Here is a 24,147-nt window from a genome sequence, read left to right as displayed (position 1 = left end):
CAACAGCCACGTCAGTATTCGTCCTCGTTAAAAAAGAAGTCTTCCTTGGTAGGGTAATCGGGCCAAATCTCCTCGATGCTTTCATAGGGCTGCCCATCGTCTTCGAGTTCCTGCAGGTTTTCCACAACCTCCAGCGGCGCTCCGGTACGAATGGCAAAATCGATGAGTTCGTCCTTGGTAGCTGGCCAGGGCGCATCTTCTAAATAGGATGCCAGTTCTAATGTCCAGTACATAATGTCAAATTCAAATTTAGTGTTCAGTTCATTTTTTGGAGTGCAAAAGTATGAAATTCTGCATCTTCCGGTAATTTTTAACAGGTTTTTTTAGAAAAAATTCTTGTTCTTATTAATTTATTTTTTATGGGCGCACAAGTGCCTGATTTACAACTATATGTCTACTTCATTTATAAACCTGACTATGACTCGTTTTGTAGACAAGGATTTATTTTTGCGATAAAACGGATTTAGAAACTAATCGAAAGTCCTGTTTACAGGACTGGCATTGCGGAGAAAAATAACAAAACAATCATGAAAGTCGAAGTCTGTGCCTATTCTTTAGAATCCTGCCTCAATGCCCAGCAGGCCGGAGCCGACCGCGTGGAGCTGTGCGGTGGCCTGGGCGAAGGCGGCACCACACCCAGCGCGGGCCTGATCGCAGCGGTACGCGAAAACATACAAATCGACCTGTACGTAATGATCCGTCCCCGGGGCGGTGACTTCGTCTATGACGAATCGGAAATGGACGTCATGCGCCGCGACATCGATATCGCCAAATCCCTGGGGGCCGACGGTCTGGTGCTGGGCGTTTCATTACCGGATGGTAAAGTCGATGTAGCTCGTACACGTGAGCTTGTACAGTACGCTCAGCCGCTCGGCGTGACGTTCCACCGCGCCTTTGACCTGACCCCCGATCCGTTCAGTGCCCTTGAATCGGTTATTGAAACGGGTTGCGAGCGCATTCTGACTTCCGGCCAAAAGCCAACTGCCCCGCAGGGGGCAGCCTTGCTGACAGAATTGGTGAAGCAGGCCAATGGCAGAATTGAGATCATGGCGGGCGGCGGTGTATCGTCGGCCAGCGCTGCGCAATTGGCCGCTGCGGGCGTAAACGCGCTCCACCTGACGGGGAAAGCTTTTCGACCCGGCCGGCAGACCTACTTTCCGGCGGAGATTTCGATGGCGGGCGAGATTCCCGATGAACGGAGCGTCCTTTTCTCCGACCCCGAACGGGTGGCGGCGGTGGTGCGGCTGGTTAGCTGAAGAGCCGCTATTTTCCCGCTAAAAAGCCGTATTTTTGGGTTTTAAGAATAGTTAAAAAATGCCATGCGAAAAGAATACATGAGCGGGGAGGGCGAAAGCTTGTCCAGTACCGAAAAGGAAATAGAGAGGGCGCTGCGGCCGCTGTCGTTTGATGATTTCACGGGTCAGGAGAAAATTCTGGAAAACCTGAAAATATTCGTGAAAGCGGCCAAACAGCGCGGCGACGCCCTGGATCACGTACTGTTGCACGGCCCGCCGGGCTTGGGAAAAACGACGCTCTCGCACATTGTAGCCAATGAACTTGGGGCTAATATTAAGGTAACTTCCGGCCCGGTGATGGACAAACCCAGCGACCTGGCCGGGCTGCTCACCAACCTACAGCCCCACGACGTGCTGTTCATCGATGAGATCCACCGCCTCAACCCGATTGTGGAGGAATACCTCTACTCCGCAATGGAGGATTACAAGATCGACATTATGCTGGACAGTGGTCCGAACGCCCGCTCGGTACAGATCGGCCTGAATCCGTTCACGCTTGTGGGCGCCACTACCCGCGCCGGACTACTCACCTCGCCGCTGCGTGCCCGTTTCGGCATCAATGCCCGGCTGGAATACTACGATGCCAAACTGCTAACGACCATCGTGCTGCGTTCGTCAGATCTGCTCGGTTCACCCATCGACGATGAGGCAGCCTACGAACTAGCCCGCCGCAGCCGGGGAACACCCCGCATCGCCAACAACCTACTGCGCCGCACCCGTGACTTCGCTCAGGTAAAGGGCAAGGGCCACATCACGGTAGCTATCGCCGAAATGGCTCTTACCGCTCTGGACGTGGACCAAAATGGCCTGGACGAAATGGACAATCGCATCCTGACTACCATCATCGAAAAGTTCAAGGGTGGCCCGGTCGGATTATCAACCATTGCCACGGCCTGCAGCGAGGAAGCAGAAACCATCGAGGAAGTTTATGAGCCGTTTCTGATCCAGGAAGGGTACCTTAAGCGCACGGCCCGCGGCCGCGAAGCCACCGAAATGGCTTATCGCCACTTGGGCATTCTGCCCCGGCACCGGACGGGAGAACTTTTTTAGTTGGTAGTTCAGGAAATTTGCTCTGCAATAGCCATGTCGCTTTGTCCCTCCAATATCCCTTTAATTCTTAACGTTATCGTAACGTACACTTATCGTACCTTTGCAGCCTAAAATCAATTAAAGGGAAAATGCCAGTGTCGGACATCGTATTGAAACCACTCGTGCGCGTGCCCTGCGCCATCATCGAGCGCAACGGAAGAGTGCTGGCCGCGCAGCGTAGCGCGGGTGGTTCACTGCCCATGAAATGGGAATTTCCCGGCGGCAAGCTGGAAGCCGATGAAACCGAAGAAGAAGGGCTGATCCGCGAAATCAGGGAAGAACTGTGTGTGGAAATCCGCATTGGCGAAAAGCTGCCTGTCACCGACCGCGATGACATCTGGCGTACCATTCGGCTGGTACCTTTCGTCTGCGAGTTGACTTCCGAGGAAATTATCCTGACTGAACACGAGCAAATTCTCTGGCTCTCGCCTGGCGAACTTCCTGAACTGGATTGGGCCGAGGCCGACCGGGACGTGTTGGCAAACTACTTCAAATATCTTGACGACAAGCGCAGCCAGCCTAAATTGCGGCTGACTCGTCGCCAGCCGCAACCTTTCTCTATTTTTCCCGGAAAAACAACGTAAGCGGTACGCCGGTAAAGTCAAAATGCTCACGCATCCGGTTTTCGAGGTAGCGAACGTAGGGCTCCTTGATGTACTTGGGGTGGTTGCAGAAAAACACGAATGTCGGTGAGGGAGTAGGCAACTGGATCATGTACTTGATCTTGATGTGCTTGCCTTTGAAAGCGGGCGGCGGGTAGTTGGCGATCACCTGTTGCATCACTTCATTGAGCTTGGAAGTCGTGATTTTGCGGTGCTTGTTCTCATAAACCTCCATTGTCTTCTCCATCACCTGAAAAATCCGTTGCTTTTCAAGTACCGACGCGAAGATGATCGGCATGTAGTTCATCGGAGCCAGGCGCTCGAGCATAGCCTTCTGCAAATGGTCGGCAGTTTTAGATTCTTTCTCCACCGCATCCCACTTATTGACCATAATCACGATGCCTTTCTTGGCTTTGTCGGCCTGACCGATGAGCGTCATGTCCTGGCCTTCCAAACCGTTTTGGGCGTCCAGCATTACGATACAAACGTCCGATTCCTCCATGGCCTTGACGGAGCGGATGGTAGAGTAAAACTCAATATCCTCCTTCACCCGTGACTTCCGGCGCATTCCGGCGGTATCGATCAGGATATATTCCCGGCCAAAAGCCTTGTAGGGCGTGTGGATGGCGTCACGCGTAGTACCCGCAATGTTAGTCACGATACTACGCTCCGTTCCTGTCAAAACATTCAGGAAAGAGGATTTCCCTACGTTGGGACGGCCCACAATAGCGATACGGGGAATGCCCTCCTCGGGGTTCTCGACCCCCTGCACGTCGAAGTACTTTACGACTTCGTCCAGCAGATCACCGGTACCATATCCGGTCTGGGATGAAATAGGAAAAATCCCCTCGCCCAGCCCTAACTCGTAGAATTCCGCCGAAGAATGGTAGCGTTCGAGCGATTCGGCTTTGTTGGCCACCATCAGCACGGGCTTCTTGTAGCGGCGCAGCACATTGGCAAATTCCTTGTCAAGTTCGGTCAGCCCGGCCATCGTGTCCACCATAAAAAGTACCACCGACGATTCCTCGATGGCCAGCTCTACCTGATCGCGGATGGCCCCCTCGAAGATATCCTCTGAACCCACCACATAGCCCCCTGTGTCGATGACGGTGAAGTAGTGTCCCGTCCATTGGGCGTGGCCGTAGTGGCGGTCGCGGGTCACGCCGCTCTCGTTGTCCATGATCGCCTTGCGTTCTTCGATCAGGCGGTTAAAAAGGGTAGATTTGCCCACATTGGGGCGCCCTACTATTGATACTATATTTGCCATATTATAATGTCGGAATTATGGAATGTCAGAATTGGTGACGGGATCGCCCGGCGATAGGGCTTTCGCCAGCTATCAGTTATTCCGACGTTCACCAATTCAAAATTAAGATTCGTTGTATCCAAACTGCCGTAGCTTGTCGTCTTTGCTGCGCCAGTTGGGTTCCACTTTTACAAAAGTTTCCAGGAAGACTTTCTTGCCGAAGAATGCTTCCATATCCTGCCGGGCCTGCGTCCCGACAATCTTGATCATGGAGCCTTTGTCGCCGATCAGGATCCCTTTCTGGCTCTTTCGCTCCACCATGATCTCTGCCCGGATGACGATGATATCGTCTTTCTCCTTGAATTCCGTTACCACCACCTCACTGCTGTACGGTATTTCCTGACGGTAGTTGAGGAAAATCTTTTCGCGGACAATTTCGGAAGCGAAGAAACGCTCCGGCTTGTCGGTAAGTTCGTCCTGGGCGAAATAAGGTGGATGATGCGGCAGCCGGGTGATCAGGTTATGGAAGAGCGTCGCGACGTTGGCGTTCAGCAAAGCCGAAATCGGGATGATGGCGGCAGGATGAATGGCCTCTTCCCACTCGGCAGTTTTGGCTTTCACCGTCTCCTCATCGGACAGGTCGATTTTGTTCAAAACCAGTACCACGGGAGAATCCGTACGCCTTAGCAACGGAACTACCTCGTGCCCCACAACCTTTTCGCCCACCTCGACCACAAAAAGTACTACATCGGCATCTTCCAGTGAGCCTTTCACAAAGGTCATCATGGAATCATGCAGCTTGTAAGCCGGCGTGACCACGCCAGGCGTGTCGGAATACACCATTTGGAAGGGTGTTCCTTCGTGGGTCCCATTCAGGATACCCATGATGCGGTGGCGGGTAGTTTGCGCCTTGGAAGTGATGATGGAAAGCTTTTCGCCTACCAGAACGTTCATCAGGGTAGACTTGCCCACATTGGGCCGACCGACAATGCTGACGAAGCCCGCCCGGAAGTCAACCGGCGTAGCTTCAGAAGTAATTTCTGACATAGATGATCAGGTATATTGAATACCAGAGGTTTAAATAATATTTTGCAAAGGTAGTTGTTTTTTATAAAATTTCCTCCCATATTTGCACTCCGATTCAATGGCGCGGGATGGAGCAGTTGGTAGCTCGTTGGGCTCATAACCCAAAGGTCGCTGGTTCGAGTCCAGCTCCCGCTACGAAGAAAAAGCTCTCAGAGAAATCTGAGGGCTTTTTTGTTTTTACCCATGCAGCCAACCTAAAAAGCTTCATAACCCAAAAGCCGCGGGTTCGACCGGGCGGGCGATCCCGGCTATCTCTCTCCCGCTGCAATAAACAAGGTCGCCATCAAAAAATGGCGGCCTTGTTTTGTTTTCCCAGGTTCTTGCTTACATTGAGAATCAGAAACCAAGCATACATCCAAAAGAATTCATCCATGACTGGAAGCAGTATAAAAAAGATCTTTTTGATTGCTTCGGTTAGCCTAGGGAGCCTGAATGGTAACGCTCAGGAAGAAAAGACACACGGCTCTTTCCGGGAAGAATTCAACGATACGCCGCTCGAAAATTTCCGGTATGGCTCCGCCGGAAGTAAGGCTGATTTTAAATGGAAGACTGCGATAGCCTCGCCCTCGGAGCCTAGGACGAAGGTACTTTCGCTCAAACTAGACCCCGGCGAGGTGGCAGGAGCGGGAAAAGGTCCAGAAATCATTTCAAAAGACTTCACCCATTTCGGAACGTACTCTGCCCGGCTCAAAATTCCAGACGTTAGAAAAATTCAGCCCAACGCCGGGGCGGTCGTGGGGTACTTCACTTACCATGTCGATAGCATTCCCGGATTGAGTGAGATAGATTTCGAATGGCTTATTGCTGACCCGGAGATCATCTATGTCGGTACCTGGACGGGGCAACGGGATTCTTTGGTTCGGATTGGCCGTACGATCAATCTGGCCAAAGGCGATATCCTCTACACAATCCATAAAGTGAGGCACGATGGCCAGCCCACCCCGCTGACCGGAAGCCAGAACCAACCCGAAAACATCGTCGCCCTCGAAGACTACGATGCATCGGCCCGCTTTTACACCTACGGTTTCGACTGGTACCCCGACCGCCTGCGCTGGTGGATGCTCCACCCGACTACGGGAAACAAAATAGTACTGTGGGATTATCAGGGATCGCAGTTGGGAATCCCGCAAAACCATTCTCGCTACCGGATGAACTTTTGGCACACCAACAACTGGTCGGTCGAGACCAACCCCAATTCAATTGAAAAACCGCGCGACCGCTATGAGCTGGAAGTAGACTGGATGTCTTACGAACCGATGAAGGAAAAAGGCAACGAGAAATAATTGTTCCCCACTTCGTAAACAATTCTATATTATGAAAAAAATACTAGGTCTGTTTTTCGCACTCTGGTCCTTTCAGGCATCGGGCTGTCATTGTTCTTACCCTATTCTTGCTGAGAACTACCAAAGTTCTGGCTACGTGGCTTTGGTGAGAATAATGAAAGCGACGCCCGATCCCGAGAGTGACAGCTATCTCAACGTAGAAATTGAGCAACTGAACCTGTATAAGGGTAAAGGTACCCCAACTCTGAAAATAAACACTATGGCTAACACTTCTTGCGCGTTTTCGCTACCGGAAGGCTCCACCTGGCTGGTTTTTGCCAAGTTGGACCAAAAGGGAATTCCCGGTTTCGGGCCGTGTTCAGGCAGCCAACAGCTCGATCGCTTTGATCCCATCCAGCATCCTAAGGCCGCCAGTAATGACAAAAAGAGTATTGAGCTGAAACTAGCGACGCTGGATTTTATAAAAAAAAAGAATTTGGATTCTTTCAATCCCTATCATTTGACCTTATTTAGTTTGGGTGGCTGCGATGAAAACATAAAGGGTTATGAAAATCAACGCAGGTTTGCTGTTTACGAAATAGACGTAAGCGAAGATTTGTCTATCAAAAAAATAACGGCGCTTCAGGAATTTAATAACGCAGAACTTGCCCAACGCCTTTTGGAATGTTTGCGTAAAAATACTCGGATTAATAACACTAACACCAAAGGCATACCCACCAAAACGAAGATGTTTGTAATTTACTATCACTATCCGGCTGAAGGAAATGATCCAAGCTTTGTAGGTAAATTTGACTTATAGTATAAAGTTAATCCATAAGCTCGGAGGTCAAAAATCGTAAAAGTGCCAACTACTCCATAATAACCCGCCTTTCAGGACTGATTTTTTCCTGCCCGGCCAAGCCATTTCCTTCGTATACATTGCTTTTTACCGTCCCGTCTTTGGTAGCATACGACTCTACCCCGAATCCGTTATTATACTGAATCCGGTTGCTCCGAACCGTTATCTGGCTCGAACCTTTGTCCAGAAACTCCATCATCACGCCGCTGCGGTCGTTGGCTTCGATCAGGCTCTTCTCGACCATTACGTTTTCCGATTCGGCGATCAGGACGCCGTAATACCCGTTGCGGGCTATTTCGGTATCGGTAACCTCGACATCCCGGCAGTGACTCAGCGAAAGGCCGCTTCCGAAGGGCGAGGTATCCAGTCGACTACCCTTAATAGAAACCTTGTCGCAATAAGTCAGGAGTAAGTTGTGCTGCAATTTTGGCCCCGGCACCACGTACGAGCCATTCTCCGTGAAGTCGCAGTCCGTGACCGATACATTGGAAGCACCACTCACGAACACGCCGTTGTACGTACAATTCTGGACGGTGAGATTGATGAAATTGAGGTTTTTCATTCCACCCCGCTGCGGGGAAATAAACAGGACGCCCCCGCGCTTGGCCGTACTACGGAACGAACGGCGGGTGTTGGGGTCACTCCCTACCTCAGCCTTGGTGGCACCTTCCAGCACAAAATCCCGGAGCGTGACGTCTTGCAAGTCGTCGCTCGCCCCTACAATGGCATCCCTTTCGTCGGAGTTTGGGTCGAGGAAAAGCATGGTTTCGATCCCTTCACCCGCCAGCGTCACCCCGCTCGGGATTTTGAGCGTAGTTGGCAACGTGTGCAAACCCGCCGTCGCCACTACCCAGCGGCCACTGCCCGCTGCGGTATCCAATGCGTCCTGAATAGAACCTCCCGGCTGCACCCGCAGGGCATCAGCGGGAATTTTGGCAGCAGGGGTAGTTATGGCGCCCGCGATGTACCCAATCGTACTCATGGTAGGCCCAGCCGGTTTACTAACTATCTTATCCAGCGGTTTGCGAACGGAGGTGAGGATAGAGCGGGAAGCCTTTGGACGGACCGAGTCGGCAGCCATCTTGGTATAGGGTAGCTCGATTCCCCGGGCTGAATAGTGCTGGTAGATATACTCGTAATCGTCCCGCAGCGTTTTGGCGCGCTGCGAAATCTCCCCGTAAGAATGCGGCGGCTCGCCAAGCAGAAACTTCGCGGTGTACTCATACCCCAGGGCCAGACGGTGATCGGCCATCGAGAAGACGTCCACTCCTTGCGTAAAGGCGATTTGAGCAGCGCCGGCAAATTCCCCTAGCCCCAGTTGAACATGGGCCTGATCGCGCGCCGTTTCCTGACATTGTCCGCTGGGGTAGATGTATTTGAACAAACTTCCGTTTACGGGCCCGTGTAAAAGGTGATCCATGGCCTGATTGAACAAAGGCCGATTGTCGGTAAAAACGGCAATGGCTAAAATGGAATGAATGATCGCCCCATCCCAGTTGCCATTGGCTTGCGGAAAATAGTACCGCAACAGCGGGTAGTACACCGTCATCATCAGGTGCGTAAACTGGTCTACGCCCTTTTGCTGCCAGCCCGAAGGCGTGTAGCGTAGTATTTCGGCGGCATTGCAAAGTACATGACCTGTCCAGGCGGCTAGTAATTTCGCGTCGTTGTAATCGAAATCCCACAATGTCGACGACCAGGCATCCAGAATTTCAATAGCCTTGTTGGCATAAGCTTTATCGCCGGTGATGTACCAAACCACGGCGCAATTGTAGGCCATTTGCGCTCCTTTGGAAAGGTCGTTCCCTCCAATGTTGGGCTTGCCGTAGGGACCTCGCAGCACGTGGGCATAAGGCGTGACCACAAATTCAAGGTCGGTTTCCGCTTTAAGCCGCTCGAAGGCACTCTTATAAGGTTCCTGGCCTTTCAGTACCTGCGCCTTCATATAGTCCAAATCGGCCCTGGTCTGGTTGATCCCGGGATGCGCGAAGTTTTGGCCCGCCGAGGTTGGAGGAAAAATGGCTACTGCTAACACTAGTAAGCCGACCAGATAGAAAAAATTTGTGTAATGTCTCATTACCCATTAAGACGAAAAAATGGGCTGGTGTACCTTAAAGTTGTGAGGGCTCATCCCGGATTATATTTCGGGCTGGCGATGAGTGGAATTGGGGCTAGCTAGTTTCCTCTCCAGAAAAAAGATAAAAACGATCCCAAGCGTGTAAGCCACGATATCCTCCCAAGCGAAAGAAGTACCAATGACCGTCCTTGCCAGGTTCGAATTCTGAAGCCCCAGTATTTCGACAATGTTCAAGTACTGCAGCGTTTCCACAAAATACGAAAACAACAGCGCCACAATTGAGGCCGCCACGATTGAAATATCCAGAAACGATTTGATGAAGCAGTAAACGAGAATTACTACTAAAAAATCGCCGAAGAACGGCCGGACAAAGCTATCGTGGACGAATAAGGCAATACAAACTTCAACTAAAAATAAGATTATCGTGAATAAAAAATATTTTGAGTTGAAGCGTAGCATACTGGACATTTTTGATTTACCTAGTTCCTGCTTATTTACGAGCGCCCTTGACCGACTGCGTCCTGCCGGCAGGTACTCTTTATGATTCAATCCTTCCCAAAACTATTTGTAATAATTCTAAATTTTTTACAAACTACCAACCCGTAGAATTAATTGAATAGTTTTGGTCGTTAAGGCCTCATGAGTTCGTCCATTTTGGAGTTATGAAGAGTTTCCTCGTCTGTTTCCTGTCTTTTAACCTCTTGATCGGCAGCCTGCTGCCGGGCAATGGTTGGCACGAACTGGCCAAGCTCCCTGATTTGGTGCAACACTATCAGCTTCATTTACAGAAAGCCGATGGCGATATCAGCTTTCTGACTTTCCTGCAAATGCATTACGGGGCGGGGTCGGAGCACAAAGGCACGGAAGATCACAGCAAACTACCCTGCCTGAATCTTCATGCTTCGGTACTCCTATATTTGCCCACCCTGCTTGTTCTGGAAGTAGCTGACGTCAAGACAGCCGTTTTTTCGCGTCTGAAAAATTTCTTCTGGAATAACCTATACTCATTCCAGTTTAAGAGCATCCTGCTCAATCCGCCTAAATTATAGGCTGCCTACGGCGCAACTATGCGCTAAACGGAGAATAGCTTGTTTCTCCCTATCCAATTTTCTTTCTAAAATCTTCGTCTGTGTACCGCAATGGTAAGCATTCCGCTTTGTGGAATGCCCGGCGCGCAGCACAATACCTTACAAAATGTCATTTGAATCCATCATTCGTTTCAGCGTACGCCACAAGCTTATCGTCGGAATGTTGGTACTGGGGCTGATCGGCTGGGGAGCGTATGCGCTCTCGAAACTACCCATCGACGCCGTACCCGATATTACCACCAACCAGGTCGTGGTACTCACACAATCGCCCGCGCTGGCGGCGCAGGAAATGGAGCAGTACATCACCACGCCCGTAGAGCTGAGCCTGGCCAACGTGCAAGGCGTAGAGGAAATCCGATCCGTTTCGCGTCTGGGGTTATCGGTGATCACCGTAGTTTTCGACGACGCGATGGACATCCTCAAAGCCCGCCAACTGGTGGGCGAGCAACTGTCGCAGGCATCGCAAAACATCCCCGCCGAGTTTGGCAAGCCCTACCTGGCCCCTATCACTACCGGCCTGGGCGAGATTTACCAGTACACCCTCGTACCCCAGCCTGGCTACGAAGATCGCTACGACCTCACCGAACTCCGTACCGCGCAGGACTGGATCGTGAAGCGGCAGCTTGCGGGTATTCCCGGCGTAGTGGAAGTGAGCAGTTTCGGCGGCCATGTGAAGCAGTATGAGGTCAGTATCGACCCCGAGCGGCTGCGCGCGGCGGGCGTCACGCTGGCGGAACTCTTCGATGCTGTGCAGCGCAACAATGGCAACACGGGCGGCAGTTACCTTGAGAAAAGCAGCCAGGCCTTCTTCATCCGCGGTGAAGGTGCGGTAAAAAGCCTGGACGATATCGGTAATATCGTGCTCAGAACTGCCAATGGGGTACCCTTACTGGTGCGCAACGTAGCCGACGTGAAGTTCGGCTCCGCCGTGCGCTACGGAGCCATGACGCGCGACGGCCAGAGCGAAGCCGTGGGTGCCGTGGTGCTGATGCTTAAAGGCGCCGACGCCGAGCGCACCATCAAACTGGTGAAGGACCGCGTAGCCCGCATTCAGAAATCGCTGCCCGAAGGCGTGCGTATCGAGCCGTTCATCGACCGCACCGAGCTGATCGACCGTGCCATTAGCACCGTCAAGAAAAACCTGCTGGAAGGCGGGCTGATCGTCATATTCGTATTGGTGTTGCTGCTGGGCAACTGGCGGGCCGGGCTGATCGTGGCGTCGGTGATTCCGCTGGCAATGCTGTTTACCTTCGGGATGATGCATGTGTTCGGTGTGTCGGCCAATTTGATGAGTCTGGGCGCGATCGATTTCGGGCTGGTCGTGGATGGGTCGGTGATTGTAGTTGAAGGAGTGTTACACTATCTGCATGGACATTGGAAAACGGGCGATAATCTAACCCAGGATCAAATGGACGATACCGTTCAGACCAACGCTTCCCGCATTTTGAAATCGGCCGTTTTTGGGCAAATCATTATCCTGATCGTCTATATTCCCATCCTGTCCTTATCAGGAATCGAAGGCAAGATGTTCCAGCCGATGGCGATGACGGTCAGCTTCGCTATTGTGGGCGCGCTGTTACTTTCCATGACCTATGTTCCGGCAGCTACGGCTTTGTTTTTGAAAAAGAAAATTAAAAATGAGCCCAACTTTTCGGATCGGCTGGTCGGGAAAATGTACGCTGGCTACGAGCCCATCGTGCGGCGGGCTTTGGATTTTCGCGTCGCGGTCGTCGTGGTGGCGGTCGTTATTCTGGCAGGAAGTGCGTGGCTCTTCAGCACATTGGGCGGCGAGTTCATCCCCCAACTCGATGAGGGCGACATTGCCATCGACCTCAGAATGCCCACGGGAACTTCCCTGACCGAAACCATCCAAGCCTCCCTCAAGGCCGAACGTGCGCTGCTCCGAAACTTCCCCGAAGTCCGCCAGGTCGTGGGCCGCATTGGGGCCTCGGAAGTACCCACCGACCCGATGCCCGTTGAAATGACCGACCAGATGATCAACATGAAGCCGCGCAGCGAGTGGACCTCGGCCAGCAGTCGTGAAGAAATGTCCGAAAAGATGAAGGAAGTACTGGAGCGCGAAGTACCGGGTGTGATGGCTGAATTCACCCAGCCCATTCAGATGCGCTTCAACGAAATGATAACCGGCGCACGCTCCGACGTGGTCGTAAAAATATACGGTGACGACCTGAACCTGCTTTTTGAGCGGGCCAACGCTGCCGCTGCACTTATCACGCCCATTGATGGGGTGGCTAGTTGCCGTGTCGAACCCATCGTCGGTCTGCCACAGATCAACGCCGTGTACCACCGCGATCGCCTGGCGCAGTACCATCTCGACGTGGCCGACATCAACCAGCTCATTCGCTCATCGTTCGCGGGTGAAACGGCGGGCGTAGTCTTCGAGGGAGAGCGCCGCTTCGACCTCGTAGTGAGGCTCGACAGTGCTCACCGCACCGACCTCACCGACCTGCGTAACCTGTATGTATCACTGCCACAGGGCGGGGCGGTACCTCTGGGCGAGTTAGCCGAAATCACTTACCAGGAAGCGCCCGCCCAAATCTCACGCGACGATACCAAGCGCCGTATCACCATCGGCATCAACGTTCTCAATCGCGACGTGCAAAGCGTGGTGCAGGAAATTCAGGCCAAAATTGAAAAAGGCGTCGTGTTGCCCGAAGGGTACTACTATAGCTATGGAGGAGCGTTTGAGAACCTGCAACAGGCCAGCGATCGGCTGCTCATTGCTGTGCCGCTGGCCCTGGCCCTGATCTTCGTGCTGCTTTACTTCACCTTCGGATCGCTGGTTGAGGCTTTGCTCATCTTTACCGCCGTTCCTTTCTCGGCAGTGGGCGGCATCTGGGCGTTGTGGCTGCGCGATATGCCGTTCAGTATTTCGGCAGGCGTGGGCTTTATCGCGCTGTTTGGGGTAGCGGTGCTTAACGGAATCGTTTTGATCAGTTATTTGAATCAATTGGAAAAAGAAGGAGACCGAAACCTCCTCGACCGGATTTTGCATGGTGTGCAGGCCCGCTTCCGCCCCGTCATCATGACGGCCTCAGTGGCATCGCTGGGTTTCTTACCGATGGCGCTCTCCACTTCGGCGGGCGCCGAGGTGCAGCGACCGCTAGCAACGGTAGTGATCGGCGGCTTGATAACGGCAACCCTGCTGACGCTGGTAGTACTGCCGGTGTTGTATAGTCTGGTAAAGGGAAGAAGGGAGGATGGACGAAAAGGAGGAGAGAAAAAGGGGGCGCTGCCAAACTACCCCCTCATACTCTGTGGCTTTGTCGCTTTGTCACTTTGTGGCTATTCCAACCGTGTTCATGCGCAGCGGGTAGTTTCTCTTACCGAATCCATTGAAGAGGCGATGGGTCAGAATCTGTTGATCAGATCCGACCAGCTTGGGATTCAGCAGCAGCAGGCTTTGCTGCCTTCTTCGTTCAACCCGCCCAAGACGGCCGTAGATGTGCAATACGGACAGACGCAGGCACGGCCCCTGGATTATACGGTGACGGCGATTCAGTCATTTTCGGCACCGGGATTGTACAGGGCGCAGCGGGAAGTGTTCGAAGGAAACGTGCAGAGCGCGCAGTACCAGTTGGCCGTGACGCGCGTACGGCTGGCGAATGAAGTCAAGCGGACATACTACCAATTGCTTTTCGATCAAAAGCTTCTGGATGTGCTGAACGAGCAAAGCACACTTTTCGGAGAAGCGGCCCGAGCAGCCGATGTCCGTTTCCGTACGGGAGAGTCTAATCGGCTGGAGGCAGTTACGGCCCAAAGCCGGGCGCAGTACCTCAGCCAACGCCTCCGCAACGCACTTCGCGAACGTCAGGTACACTATGCCGCCCTGCGTCTTTTGCTCCAAACTCCGGATAGCCTTCGCATCGACACGCTGATTGCCTTGAAACGTCCGGTCAGCGATTCGATCGCTGCCCTTGTGGCGGTGGAAAACAATCCGCAAATCGATATTTTGAAACAGCAGATTACCAATACCGGCTTTCAGACCAGGCTGGAACAAAAGAGTTTTCTGCCCGATTGGCGGCTGGGTTTACTGAATCAGTCCATCGAGCGTACCTACGGCTATAGTGCCATACACGTAGGCGTATCTTTTCCGCTTTTCACCAAAGCCCTCAGGGCCAGGGTGCAGTCTACACGCATACAGCAACAAATTCAGGAAACGCAACTCAACTACACTGTCCGGCAACTCGCCACAGAGCTGGAAGCCGCCCGTACGCGGCAGCAAAGCCTGGCTGCTACCCTGGATTATTACGAAAATGTAGCCTTACCGCAGGCGACTCTCATCCGCCAAACCGCGCTGACCGCCTACACCAGCGGGGAGATCGGCTACGTGGAGTTTTTTGCCGCCGTTCAGCAGGCGTATTTGTTGCAGGAAGAATACCTCAACAGCGTTCTGGAGTACGATATTAATCTGATCCGGATCGAGGAGATTATGGGAATCGAATAGTTGATTCGACCGGCCGGTCAATGCACCGACGCGGGCCTGCTGTCTCAGGACGGCGAAAAAATAAAAGCATAGACACCAGTATACCGTCAATTTTTATGAACCGAAATAACACATTCAAAAGCGTGCTGATTGGTCTGCTTGCAGCAGCGTGGCTGTTTTCCTGCCAAACAGGATCACAACCATCAGACGAAGAAGTAGCTGCCAAAACAAGCACTCCCGACAGCATCGCTGTCAACGAAATCACGCTGACCGAGTCGCAGTACCGCGCCATCGGCGTGCAGCTGGGCAGCGTTCAAAACGAAACGGTGAGTTCAGAAGTAAAGGCCAACGGTCGCGTGGATTTACCACCTGAAAATCGCGCGACGGTGAGTCTGCCGATCGGCGGAAAGATCAGGTACGTGAACACTCTGCCGGGACAGCGCGTCCGAAAAGGCGAGCTGCTGGCGACCCTGGAAAGCTTCGATTTCATTCAGCTGCAGCAGGATTATCTGCAAAACAGCAGCCAGCTTACCTTCCTGGGGAAAGAACTGGAACGGCAAAAAACACTCAGTGGCGAAAACGTCGGCGCCCGAAAAAACTACGAAAAAGCCCAGGCCGACTACGACGCCACCCAAGCCCTGACCCAGTCGCTGGCGGCTAAGATGAAATTGCTGGGCCTTTCGGTGGGTAGTTTGGAAAAGAACGGCATTGCGCCGACAGCGCGTATCGTATCCCCGGTCAACGGATATATCACTATTGCCAACATTAACCTGGGCAAGCAGGTAGCGCCCGGCGAGGAGTTGCTGGAAATTATCGATAAATCCCACATGCACATTGAACTGAATGTTTTTGAGCAGGAGGCAGCTTTGATAAAAAAAGGCCAGGAGGTCCGCATCATTCCCGCCAGCGGCGCACCCATGCAGGCCTACGTTCATCTGGTAGGCAGGATGCTGGAAGGCGAATCCCGCAGCCTTAACATCCACGCTCACGTCCGCGACGAGAAGCGGGAACAGGAATTAATCCCCGGCGAGTATGTCTCGGCGTACATTCGTACAGGCAGCCGCACCGCCCTGACCGTGCCCCCCGACGCGCTGGTGCGGAAAGGAGCGAATGGCTTTATTTACATTGAAAAAAACAGTCGTGAATTCCATCGCATCCCCGTTGAAATCGGAGATACGGCGGAATCGGGCAGCATTGCTATTAAAACACCTGTTGAGCTTACCGGACAAAAACTGGTCACGAAAGGTGCGTACCTGATCGACGCCGAATTCGCCAAGCGGAGTGAGCCGGAAGAATAGTGGAGACACTTATCGTAATCATGGGTAATTACCCGGGACTTGTGCCGCTCTTTTTTATACCCATGAATATCATTTCTGGGCTATCTTATTCCTCCGTAACTCCAAATCCGTCAGCGCTTCCATGAATGCCACCAAATCTGACTTCTCCCGCGCGTCGAGCCGTAAAGAATCGGCAGGGAGTGTCTGATTAGGGAGATTGAGGCCAAACCCTACCGCGCCTCCATGGTCGTAGAAATCAATGACTTGCTCCAACGTCTGGTATGCGCCATTATGCATGTATGGTGCGGTAAGGGCCACGTTACGGACGGTTGGAATTTTAAAGGCGCGGTTCAGATCCGGCATCGCCGGATAGTCTGCGCCCCGACCCTGATCGGGGTCTAACTTTCCGGACCCGGGGGCGGTCATCACACCCAGCACTTCCGACTCGCTGTGGACAAAGGTGGGCGGTACGGTGCCGTTGAAGATGGGCATAAAGTGGCAGGTACCGCATTTGGCTTTGCCCATGAACAGATTAAACCCACGCTTCTCGGCCCCGTTCAGTACTGTTTTATCACCCCGCATGTAGCGGTCAAAGCGACTGTCGAAGGGAAGCAGGGTTCGTTCGTAGCTGGCCAGGGCATTCATTACGTGGGCGGGCTGAATATCGTCAATGCTGGGAAACGCTTTTTTGAACATTAGCACGTAGTCCGAATCCTTCATCAGCTTGGCACAGGCTTCGGGCAGCGAACCGTGCATTTCGTCGTGATTCTGGATCACATCCTGCGACTGCGCTTCCAGGCTGCTGGCCCGCTGGTCATAGAAATGCCTTTCCTGCAAAGCCGCGTAAAACAGCGTTGGGGCATTTCGGGCTACTGCTGTTCCTTTCAAGCCCACGCTTTGGGGTAGTCCGTCGGTAAAAGCCTTGTCAGGCTGGTGACAGGAAGCGCAGCTCCGAACATTGCCCGCGGAAAGTCGAACTTCATGAAATAGCTTTTCGCCTAAGGCTACCTTGCTCTCGTTGGTAAAGGCATTGGCATCACCTGTATAAAAATCGGGATCGAACAGGTTGCGGTCAAAGAGCGTTCGGGTGTCGCCGCGCAGGGGGGTGAGATCTTTAAGCGGCGCGAAACCCAACGCATTCTGGAAATCTACCAGTTGGCCGGTGAGCGGATTGATGTAGTCAGAGATGAAAGTCAGGCGATCGAAGGTATCAAAGTCAGGGTTTTTCCGGGTAAAAACAATGGCTTTTTCAAATAATAGATCAAGCCCGGCACCTTCCTCCATTGCAAACAGATCGACATAGCGTTGCAGAGATTCCAGGTTAGTGGTAAGTTCGGGAATCGCCTTCTGACAAATAGGGGTATCAAAACCCGAAACCCCCAGCGTAATATCCCGAAACAGCTGCAAACGGATGGCGTCGAGTAAATGGGCTTCAGTCACCTCGGTGACTGTCCAGAGTTCCCGGCAGCGGCGTAGTTCAGGCTGCATTTTCCTGACTTCTTTTACGAGCTCTGCCCGTGTGCCGGGTTCGAACGGAAACAGCATTTCCTCAACTACCTGCAGGCCTCCCGGCGCAAAGGCTTTATTTTCGTCCAGCTCGTATTCCGGCAGTGGCGGGCCGTTCAAAATCCGGCTCGTGACAGGAAAGTAATATTCCGTAAGGTGCTCGATTTTCTTGTAAGCCAACCGGCATTCGTAAAAAGCTGCCCGCAAAGAATCTTCGTCAGAACCATGCTCTGCCAAAGTCAGCAATGGCCCGTTCACAAGGGTTTCCAGCACTTCCAGATCTTGCGTAAAAAGTACCTTGGCGCGTTCAACTGGGGTACTTTCCGGCTGGCAGTTAAGAATCAATCCTGAACAAAACGCCAAAAGTACCCCTGCAAAAATTACCTTTTTCATCCTTTTGCTGATTAAAAACAAAAAAGACCTGCCGACTCCCAGAAGTCGGCAGATCTGTATAATTTAGGTCGTACGACGATTGTTCGAGAGCTATTTGGCCACGCCGCGTACGATTACCACCTGGCCGCCTTCGGTGAAGGATTCGTTAAGGTCGCTTGTTTTGGTGGCTGCGCTTCCGTCCACGCCTGCGTACTTGATGCTACGCCAGGTGTGCGGGTGGATGTTGACCGCAAAAGTGTTTGGGATACCCGTCAAATCCGATACGTCGTACATCGCGCCGTACTCCCACGAGCTAAGCAAATTCACATTCAAAGGGTTATACTTAGCCTGGAAAGCCGCATCACCACGGCGGTGATTCATTTCCAGCATCGGCTTCAGCTCCTTTGTGGCAATGTCGTACTGCCAGATTCGGCCATCATGTTTGGTATCAAGGTAGAATGAGTCGCCATCTTCCTGGATATACACGAAATTCTGAGTCACGCAGATGTTGTCGGGATTCGTGATGGACAAAGAGGGGGTTTCGTCACCGTCCACAATGAGTTCGAGCTTTCCCTTCAGCGGATCATTGGCGTCCATTTGTAGGTGATACACGCGGCCCCACATCGTTTTGCCAGGAACAGGGTCTTTGCGGTTGCTAGCTTGGCCCGTAGCGGTAAAATAGACGTTGCGGGCGTTTTCGGCGCTGCCTTTTCCGTAATCTACATCTTCGACACGAGTAAACTGGATGGCTTTCTTGGCTACAGTCTGGGCGGCGATCTGTGCACCTGTGGAAGTTTTGGCATTGTCGATTTCTACGAACTCCACGTCATGCCATTCACCACGCTTCATATTGGTTTCGACCGTATTCTGATCCTTACGACGCAGCATGTACAGCTTGCCGTTCTGCAGGTCGCCCACCGAGCTGGACACGTAGGCAATCAACTGACCGTTGCCGTCGTCCTCCCCGATGATTATGACCGTTTTGCCGGGATAAGCCGTTTTGGGCAGCGGCACGGCATTCTCCATCGACGCTTTGCCCAGGGCGGGCAACACGCGGTTGGGATTGCCGGGATCGGCGGGAGCCGTAGGGTTAATGGCGTGAACCATTGACTCGGCACCGCTTTCGCCCGCCGTCAGAAAGACGGGACCGAAGCCGTGTTCGGCGGGTGTGGCCATCGTAGCCGAGCAAAGGCGCGTGGTGCCCCCGTCGTAATTGACGATGTACTCGCCTTTTGTAGGTTTGAAGTTTTTATCCAGATATACCCGCGATACCGAACGAAGGTATTCGTGATTGTTGATCATGATGAAGCCATCGCCCGCAGGGTTTGGGATGATCCCGGCACCATCGGGCTGGCCGCCAAAGACAAAGCCGGGGGACTCAGGCAACACATCGTCCGAAGAGATAAGCGTGGTGATTTCCAGGTTGTCGAAGCCAGGCAATGTTTTTATCAGAGAAGGATTGACCGAGAAGTTCTGCAGCGCCACGGCAGGAGCTGGATTGTTGAGGTCGTGGTCATTGATACAGGCCGCCAGAATGGCGGTCGTGAGCAGGGCGCAGCCTGCGGCGGTAGTAAGTTTCATAGACAACAGTCAGTTTGAGTTGAGGCTGCAAAACAACTCACGGATTATTAACTGAATGTTATCCTCGTTTTATGGATCTGTTGTATTGAGAGGGCGTTTTTAACGTACTCTTAAAGTACCTCACTCCCCGGTCGGGGGTCAGAACCCTACCGTAAATCGCAGTCCCGGACTCAGATTTTTGAAAGTACCATTGAAATACACCTCAGGCTCCACTTTGAGATTGGGCGTCAGGTTAAGCCCGCCCGTAATCCGCCAGGTATTGGGCTCGTAGTAGTCGCCCCGGCGGTGCACGAGGTAGCCAAGCGTCAGCGATCCGGTTTGGACGACGGGTTTGCGGCCGATGATGTTGGAATCTGATTTTTTGAAAAAAGCCAGCCCGGCTAACGCGAAACCATTTTGAAACGCCTGAGTTTTGCCCTCCGCATCGCGGCCAAAAAAGTACTGGTGGTGGTAGCCAAAGGTTGGCTTCAGCTTCGATTTTTCAAGGTAAAATGTAAATCCGGCATCGAGCGAAGTCATCCAATTTCCCCGGATATAGCCAATGCTCGCCCCTGGACTAATCATCAGCATGTCTGACCCGAAGTTGGCCAGTTGCACCTGTCGATTGCCCAGGTAGCGACCATATACCTCGGGCGAACGGTCGAGTACCTTGGGGTCGGTACGTTTCTCCATGCTTTCAAACAGGAAAGCCGTTTTCTCCCGCATTTGGTCAAAAAGAGCCGGAACATCGGTCAAATCGTTGGTCAGCAGGAGCATTTCCGCTTCTTGACTACCTTTATTGACCCTTATTTTGAGGGTATCCTGCACGGTTTTCAAACGTACCAGCTCCTTGTCTACTACGGTAAAATCAGTCGTGCTTTGGGGGTACTTTTTCCACCGAAGTTGGGGCTCTTCATTGTCGTTCAGGATGTAGTGAACCGACAGGCCGTCGGTGTCCTCGGGAAGACCTTCAACGGCGGGGCGGTAGTCGTCCCAGAATAGGCGCACCAGCGAATCGGCGCGCTGTACCAACTTCAATTGGGAGTACTTGTCGGCTTTTAGCAGTAGCACATTTCCTTTTGACAACTTCACCTCGAACGAGGCGGCATCCAATAAGCCGGAATACTCTTTTTTGAAGGCATCGGCGTTAAGTTCTGAGTCAAATTTAGGGTCGGGTTGAGCCACAAGGGGGTCGGTGACGCTCCCCAGCAGGAGAGCGATGCATACAAATAATCTGTTCATGGAGTTTTGGTTAAATAGAGGTACTAACTAGAATTCAGTGTTGAATGGGAATATTCAGAAGAGGCTTATTGTCGTTTTGGGTAGTTACCTGAGAAGCGGAGGGCAGGCCAACCCGAACTGCCAATCGTGACCGCGACCTGGCTTCCTGCTGCTTCCGCTCCCTGATTTCGTTGATATGTACCACGCGGTACGCAGGCTTTTCGGAAGCTACGGGATCAACTACCTCGATGGGCGTAGGAAGAATAATTGGGATGGGTCGTTCGGCCGCGGGGAGCTCGACAGCTACCATTGCCGGAGAAGGTGTTTCTGGCGGTATAGTCTGTTTATAGACTCTTTCCCCAGGCATTTCACTTCTTCTCCCTGATCCGTGCCGCCTGGAAGATGTTGCGGGTTCTATTTTGGAGCCTTGGGCCGGAATCTGAGACGTAGCCTCCGCTATACGGGTCTGCGGGCGAGTTGCTTTGTATGGTACAGACCGTGATGTGGTCGTTTTCTGCTCAGCCAGAGTTCTGACTTCTAATTTCGGTGACTGCATCCACCATATTCCGCCAAAAATTCCGGCCAGAAGTACCGAAGCCGCCGCCCACCACCAGGCCGCAGGTTTTTTCCGCCGCTCTTCCTTTTTGGGTAGTTCGGTTTGCAAGTGCTGCCAGAAGGCATCCTTATCAAATCCACGGACAGGTTCATCGGCCAGGTAGTCTGCGTTGCGGCGGAAGAGATCGTCTATTTCTTCATCTTTCATAGCTGTATCCGTTTTTTATCAAGAGGCCCTGTAAGGCCGTTCGGGCTTTACTGAGCTGTGATTTCGAGGTATTTTCGCTGATATTCAACATGGTGCCGATTTCCTGGTGCGTGTAACCTTCAATGGCGTGGAGGCAGAAAACCGTTCGATAGCCATCGGGCAAGTGAAGAATAAGGTCATGGATGCCTTCGGCGTGGAGGTCGCCTTCTGCCGTGGCAGGTTGGGCGGCCCAGGTAGTTTCTTCCAAATTTGTGTCCGCTAAAAGCCACTGTTCTTTCTTGGTTTTGCGCAGGTGCATGAGGGCTTCATTGACCACGATGCGCTTCATCCATACTTCCAGTTCGTCGTTGCTGCGGTACTCAAAGTTGAGGATGGCCTTAAATATTTTCAGAAATCCACTCATCAACACCTCCTCTGTCTCCATCGCGTTCGGCACGTAGCGGCGACACAAGCGGTAGAGCCGATCCGCGTAGCGATCATACAATCGCTTTTGAGCGAAGGGGTTTTCCCGTTGGCATTGTCGGACAATTTCTTGCAAAGCGATGGGCCGATTTCGTTGAAAAACAGTGAAGAAGCAATTTTTCTATCCGTCTTCAATAGTAGTAATGCGAAAAATCCCCGCAGGGTTGCCCGCGGGGATTTTTATTTTTCAATATCGAATGAAAACCAATCAGCGCGTATTGACGGGCTGGTACCGAGCTCTAACAAACATGAAGATGCCATAGCATAAAAGCCCCAGGGCCACGACGGCCAATACCCAGGAACCCCACTGCTGTTCCAGGAAGCTGAAAGCAGAATCGGAGCCACCGGCCTCGCTGGAATCGGACTGGAGGGCAGCCTGCAGAAACAAGTAGCCAATCAGCAACCACACGATGCCCCGCGCGATGTATCCTACCTTGCCCGATGCCAGCAGCGTTTCCTTCACCCTATTGTCCAGCTTGGACTCCTGGATTTTCTTGCGGTGTTTGTCTGAAACTGAGTAGTAAATTTGGTATACCCCGACAGCCATCACACCTACCGCAACGATCCCCACAAGCCATTGCCCGAAAGGTTGTTCCAGTAATTTTTGAGCGACCGTTTCGCGGGTATCGCCGCCGCCGTCACCTGAAGTACTGCCAAACAGCAACTTCGCGGCGTAGTAAGTGGATGCACCGTATACGAGGCCACTGAAAACGTAGCGTGACCGGACGGCCAGTCCCTTTGCGTCATTGCCCTTATCTTCGGTATCGAGAAAGGCCTCCACCAAGCGCCAAACACTATAACAAAGCAATCCAACCGCTACGAAACCCAGTAACACTTGTCCGAAGGGCTGTTCTTCGATCCAGTTGAGTGCTTGCGATTTGCCGCCTTTGTCGTCGCCGCTACCCATTTCGAAAGCTGCCATGAAGGTAAGGATTCCGACCAGCGAATAGACGACTCCTTTGGCGGTCAGGCCCGTACGGGCGGCAGTTTCAATCCACTTGTCTTGATTGAAGGACATGAAGAGATGGTGTTTATTAGATGAGGTGATTATTCGAGAGGGTTACCAAAATCGTACCATGGCCTCATTTCTTGACTATAGGCTGGTACTTAGCCCGGGCAAACTGGAAAATACCGTAGCATACCAGCCCCAATGACACTATGGCTAATGTGAGAGTACCGTACTCATATTCCAGGTAGTTGAGGGCAGTCTGGGAATTGGCTTCCTGGGAATGGGAGCGAATGGCTGAAAACAGTAAAAAATAACCGATGATGAGCCAGACAATGGCGCGAGCGACATAACCTATTTGCCCCGAGCGAATGAGGATCTCCTTAGCGCGGGTGTCAATTTTTTTCTCTTCAATGATAGACCTGTAAGTACCCGAAAGGGCCAAGTAAAGTTGAAAGACACCCACACCCGCCGTGCCCAGCGCAAAAGCGCCTACCATCCACTGTCCGTAGGGGAGTTCGAGCAGGTTCTGGGCCACGGTTTCGCGGGTATCTTTTTCAGAAGGCGGAGAACCACCGCTGTGACTGAGCAACAGACGCGCAGCATAGTACGTTAATGCTCCATATACTACCCCGTAGGAGAGATAAGAAGCCCGCAAAGCCAAGCCATGCAGGCTATTGCCTTTGTTATCGGTATCCAGAATGGCTTCAATGAACCGCCAGACGGTATAGCAAAGTAGCCCAAGTGTAATGACTGCGAGCAAAAACTGCCCGAATGCCTGCTCCTGCACCCATTGAAGAATTTGGGAAACTTTACCCTTATTGCCCTCACCACTAAAATCTATGGAACTGGCAAAAGTCAGGGTTCCCACCAGAAAGTAAACACTTCCAATGGCCACCAGACCAATCTGGCCTGTGCGCTCGATCCATTTGTTGCGGGAAGACAGGGAAGCTTCGGCCATACTTCAGAGAAATAGATGATACCCAAAA

General features: G+C 52.4%; 20 protein-coding genes and 1 tRNA gene. 9 read left to right on the top strand and 12 right to left on the bottom strand.

The window, feature by feature from the left end; translation table 11 throughout:
- Nucleotides 1-11 precede the first annotated feature (11 nt).
- The gene (locus tag IE117_RS23075) at nt 12-233 is read right to left on the bottom strand and encodes a DUF2795 domain-containing protein (protein WP_132122348.1); all 222 of its coding nucleotides are present in this window, start codon (nt 231-233) and stop codon (nt 12-14) included.
- A 294-nt stretch (nt 234-527) separates the two neighbouring features.
- Between IE117_RS23075 and IE117_RS23070 the strand changes: the two genes are divergently transcribed.
- The 3 genes from IE117_RS23070 (at nt 528) to IE117_RS23060 (ending at nt 2,968) form a co-directional block, all read left to right on the top strand.
- Nucleotides 528-1,256, top strand: a complete 729-nt coding sequence (locus IE117_RS23070) for a copper homeostasis protein CutC (protein ID WP_189567836.1) — start codon at nt 528-530, stop codon at nt 1,254-1,256.
- A gap of 63 nt (nt 1,257-1,319) precedes the next feature.
- Nucleotides 1,320-2,345: a Holliday junction branch migration DNA helicase RuvB gene (gene ruvB, locus IE117_RS23065; protein ID WP_189567834.1), complete on the top strand. Its 1,026-nt coding sequence runs from the start codon at nt 1,320-1,322 to the stop codon at nt 2,343-2,345.
- Nucleotides 2,346-2,479: 134 nt separating this feature from the next.
- A complete protein-coding gene (locus IE117_RS23060) occupies nt 2,480-2,968 on the top strand; it encodes a (deoxy)nucleoside triphosphate pyrophosphohydrolase (RefSeq protein WP_229581353.1) in 489 nt (162 codons plus the stop codon).
- Here the strand turns inward: IE117_RS23060 and der are convergent.
- Nucleotides 2,943-4,253 carry a ribosome biogenesis GTPase Der gene (gene der, locus IE117_RS23055; RefSeq protein ID WP_189567830.1) on the bottom strand — a complete coding sequence of 437 codons (1,311 nt, stop codon included), beginning with the start codon at nt 4,251-4,253 and terminating at the stop codon, nt 2,943-2,945. The two genes, IE117_RS23060 and der, sit on opposite strands and share 26 nt — an antisense overlap.
- A gap of 102 nt (nt 4,254-4,355) precedes the next feature.
- The gene (gene era / locus IE117_RS23050; RefSeq protein WP_189567829.1) at nt 4,356-5,279 is read right to left on the bottom strand and encodes a GTPase Era; all 924 of its coding nucleotides are present in this window, start codon (nt 5,277-5,279) and stop codon (nt 4,356-4,358) included.
- A 101-nt stretch (nt 5,280-5,380) separates the two neighbouring features.
- Between era and IE117_RS23045 the strand changes: the two genes are divergently transcribed.
- From IE117_RS23045 to IE117_RS23035, 3 genes are all read left to right on the top strand, one after another.
- Nucleotides 5,381-5,453 (top strand) — tRNA-Met (locus IE117_RS23045).
- A gap of 236 nt (nt 5,454-5,689) precedes the next feature.
- Nucleotides 5,690-6,601 carry a glycoside hydrolase family 16 protein gene (locus tag IE117_RS23040; RefSeq protein ID WP_189567827.1) on the top strand — a complete coding sequence of 304 codons (912 nt, stop codon included), beginning with the start codon at nt 5,690-5,692 and terminating at the stop codon, nt 6,599-6,601.
- A 31-nt stretch (nt 6,602-6,632) separates the two neighbouring features.
- On the top strand, nt 6,633-7,400 hold the full coding sequence (locus tag IE117_RS23035; RefSeq protein WP_189567825.1) for a hypothetical protein: 768 nt from the start codon (nt 6,633-6,635) through the stop codon (nt 7,398-7,400).
- A 49-nt stretch (nt 7,401-7,449) separates the two neighbouring features.
- Here the strand turns inward: IE117_RS23035 and IE117_RS23030 are convergent, their stop codons facing one another.
- Nucleotides 7,450-9,516, bottom strand: a complete 2,067-nt coding sequence (locus tag IE117_RS23030; protein WP_189567822.1) for a right-handed parallel beta-helix repeat-containing protein — start codon at nt 9,514-9,516, stop codon at nt 7,450-7,452.
- A gap of 60 nt (nt 9,517-9,576) precedes the next feature.
- Nucleotides 9,577-9,975 (bottom strand): ribosomal maturation YjgA family protein, encoded by a 399-nt coding sequence (locus tag IE117_RS23025; protein ID WP_189567821.1) that lies wholly within the window; start codon nt 9,973-9,975, stop codon nt 9,577-9,579.
- Nucleotides 9,976-10,178: 203 nt separating this feature from the next.
- On the opposite strand from IE117_RS23025, the gene IE117_RS23020 reads away from it, so the two are divergent.
- From IE117_RS23020 to IE117_RS23010, 3 genes are all read left to right on the top strand, one after another.
- Nucleotides 10,179-10,565 (top strand): hypothetical protein, encoded by a 387-nt coding sequence (locus IE117_RS23020; RefSeq protein ID WP_189567819.1) that lies wholly within the window; start codon nt 10,179-10,181, stop codon nt 10,563-10,565.
- Nucleotides 10,566-10,710: 145 nt separating this feature from the next.
- Entirely contained in the window at nt 10,711-15,072 is a 4,362-nt protein-coding gene (locus IE117_RS23015; protein WP_189567817.1) for a CusA/CzcA family heavy metal efflux RND transporter, read from the top strand.
- Between the two features lie 95 nt (nt 15,073-15,167).
- Entirely contained in the window at nt 15,168-16,349 is a 1,182-nt protein-coding gene (locus IE117_RS23010; protein WP_189567815.1) for an efflux RND transporter periplasmic adaptor subunit, read from the top strand.
- Between the two features lie 69 nt (nt 16,350-16,418).
- Here the strand turns inward: IE117_RS23010 and IE117_RS23005 are convergent, their stop codons facing one another.
- From IE117_RS23005 to IE117_RS22975, 7 genes are all read right to left on the bottom strand, one after another.
- Nucleotides 16,419-18,227, bottom strand: coding sequence for a cytochrome-c peroxidase (locus tag IE117_RS23005; RefSeq protein ID WP_189567813.1), 1,809 nt, complete (start codon nt 18,225-18,227; stop codon nt 16,419-16,421).
- Between the two features lie 90 nt (nt 18,228-18,317).
- Complete coding sequence (locus IE117_RS23000; RefSeq protein WP_189567811.1) at nt 18,318-19,787, bottom strand: alkaline phosphatase PhoX; 1,470 nt, start codon at nt 19,785-19,787, stop codon at nt 18,318-18,320.
- 138 nt (nt 19,788-19,925) lie between these two features.
- On the bottom strand, nt 19,926-21,008 hold the full coding sequence (locus IE117_RS22995; protein WP_189567810.1) for a hypothetical protein: 1,083 nt from the start codon (nt 21,006-21,008) through the stop codon (nt 19,926-19,928).
- A gap of 34 nt (nt 21,009-21,042) precedes the next feature.
- Nucleotides 21,043-21,750: a hypothetical protein gene (locus IE117_RS22990; RefSeq protein ID WP_189567808.1), complete on the bottom strand. Its 708-nt coding sequence runs from the start codon at nt 21,748-21,750 to the stop codon at nt 21,043-21,045.
- Complete coding sequence (locus tag IE117_RS22985; protein ID WP_229581351.1) at nt 21,740-22,288, bottom strand: RNA polymerase sigma factor; 549 nt, start codon at nt 22,286-22,288, stop codon at nt 21,740-21,742. The genes IE117_RS22990 and IE117_RS22985 overlap by 11 nt, the downstream gene beginning before the upstream one ends.
- A 132-nt stretch (nt 22,289-22,420) precedes the next feature.
- On the bottom strand, nt 22,421-23,230 hold the full coding sequence (locus tag IE117_RS22980) for a DUF1206 domain-containing protein (protein ID WP_189567806.1): 810 nt from the start codon (nt 23,228-23,230) through the stop codon (nt 22,421-22,423).
- A 64-nt stretch (nt 23,231-23,294) separates the two neighbouring features.
- Entirely contained in the window at nt 23,295-24,119 is an 825-nt protein-coding gene (locus tag IE117_RS22975) for a DUF1206 domain-containing protein (RefSeq protein WP_189567804.1), read from the bottom strand.
- Between the last annotated feature and the right edge of the window lie 28 nt (nt 24,120-24,147).

Origin of the sequence: Persicitalea jodogahamensis, from assembly GCF_014651615.1 — a bacterium.
GTDB classification, from domain to species: Bacteria; Bacteroidota; Bacteroidia; order Cytophagales; family Spirosomataceae; genus Persicitalea; species Persicitalea jodogahamensis.
The sequence above is the reverse complement of the archived record's forward strand: the minus strand, read 5'-3'. Positions and strand labels throughout refer to the sequence as shown.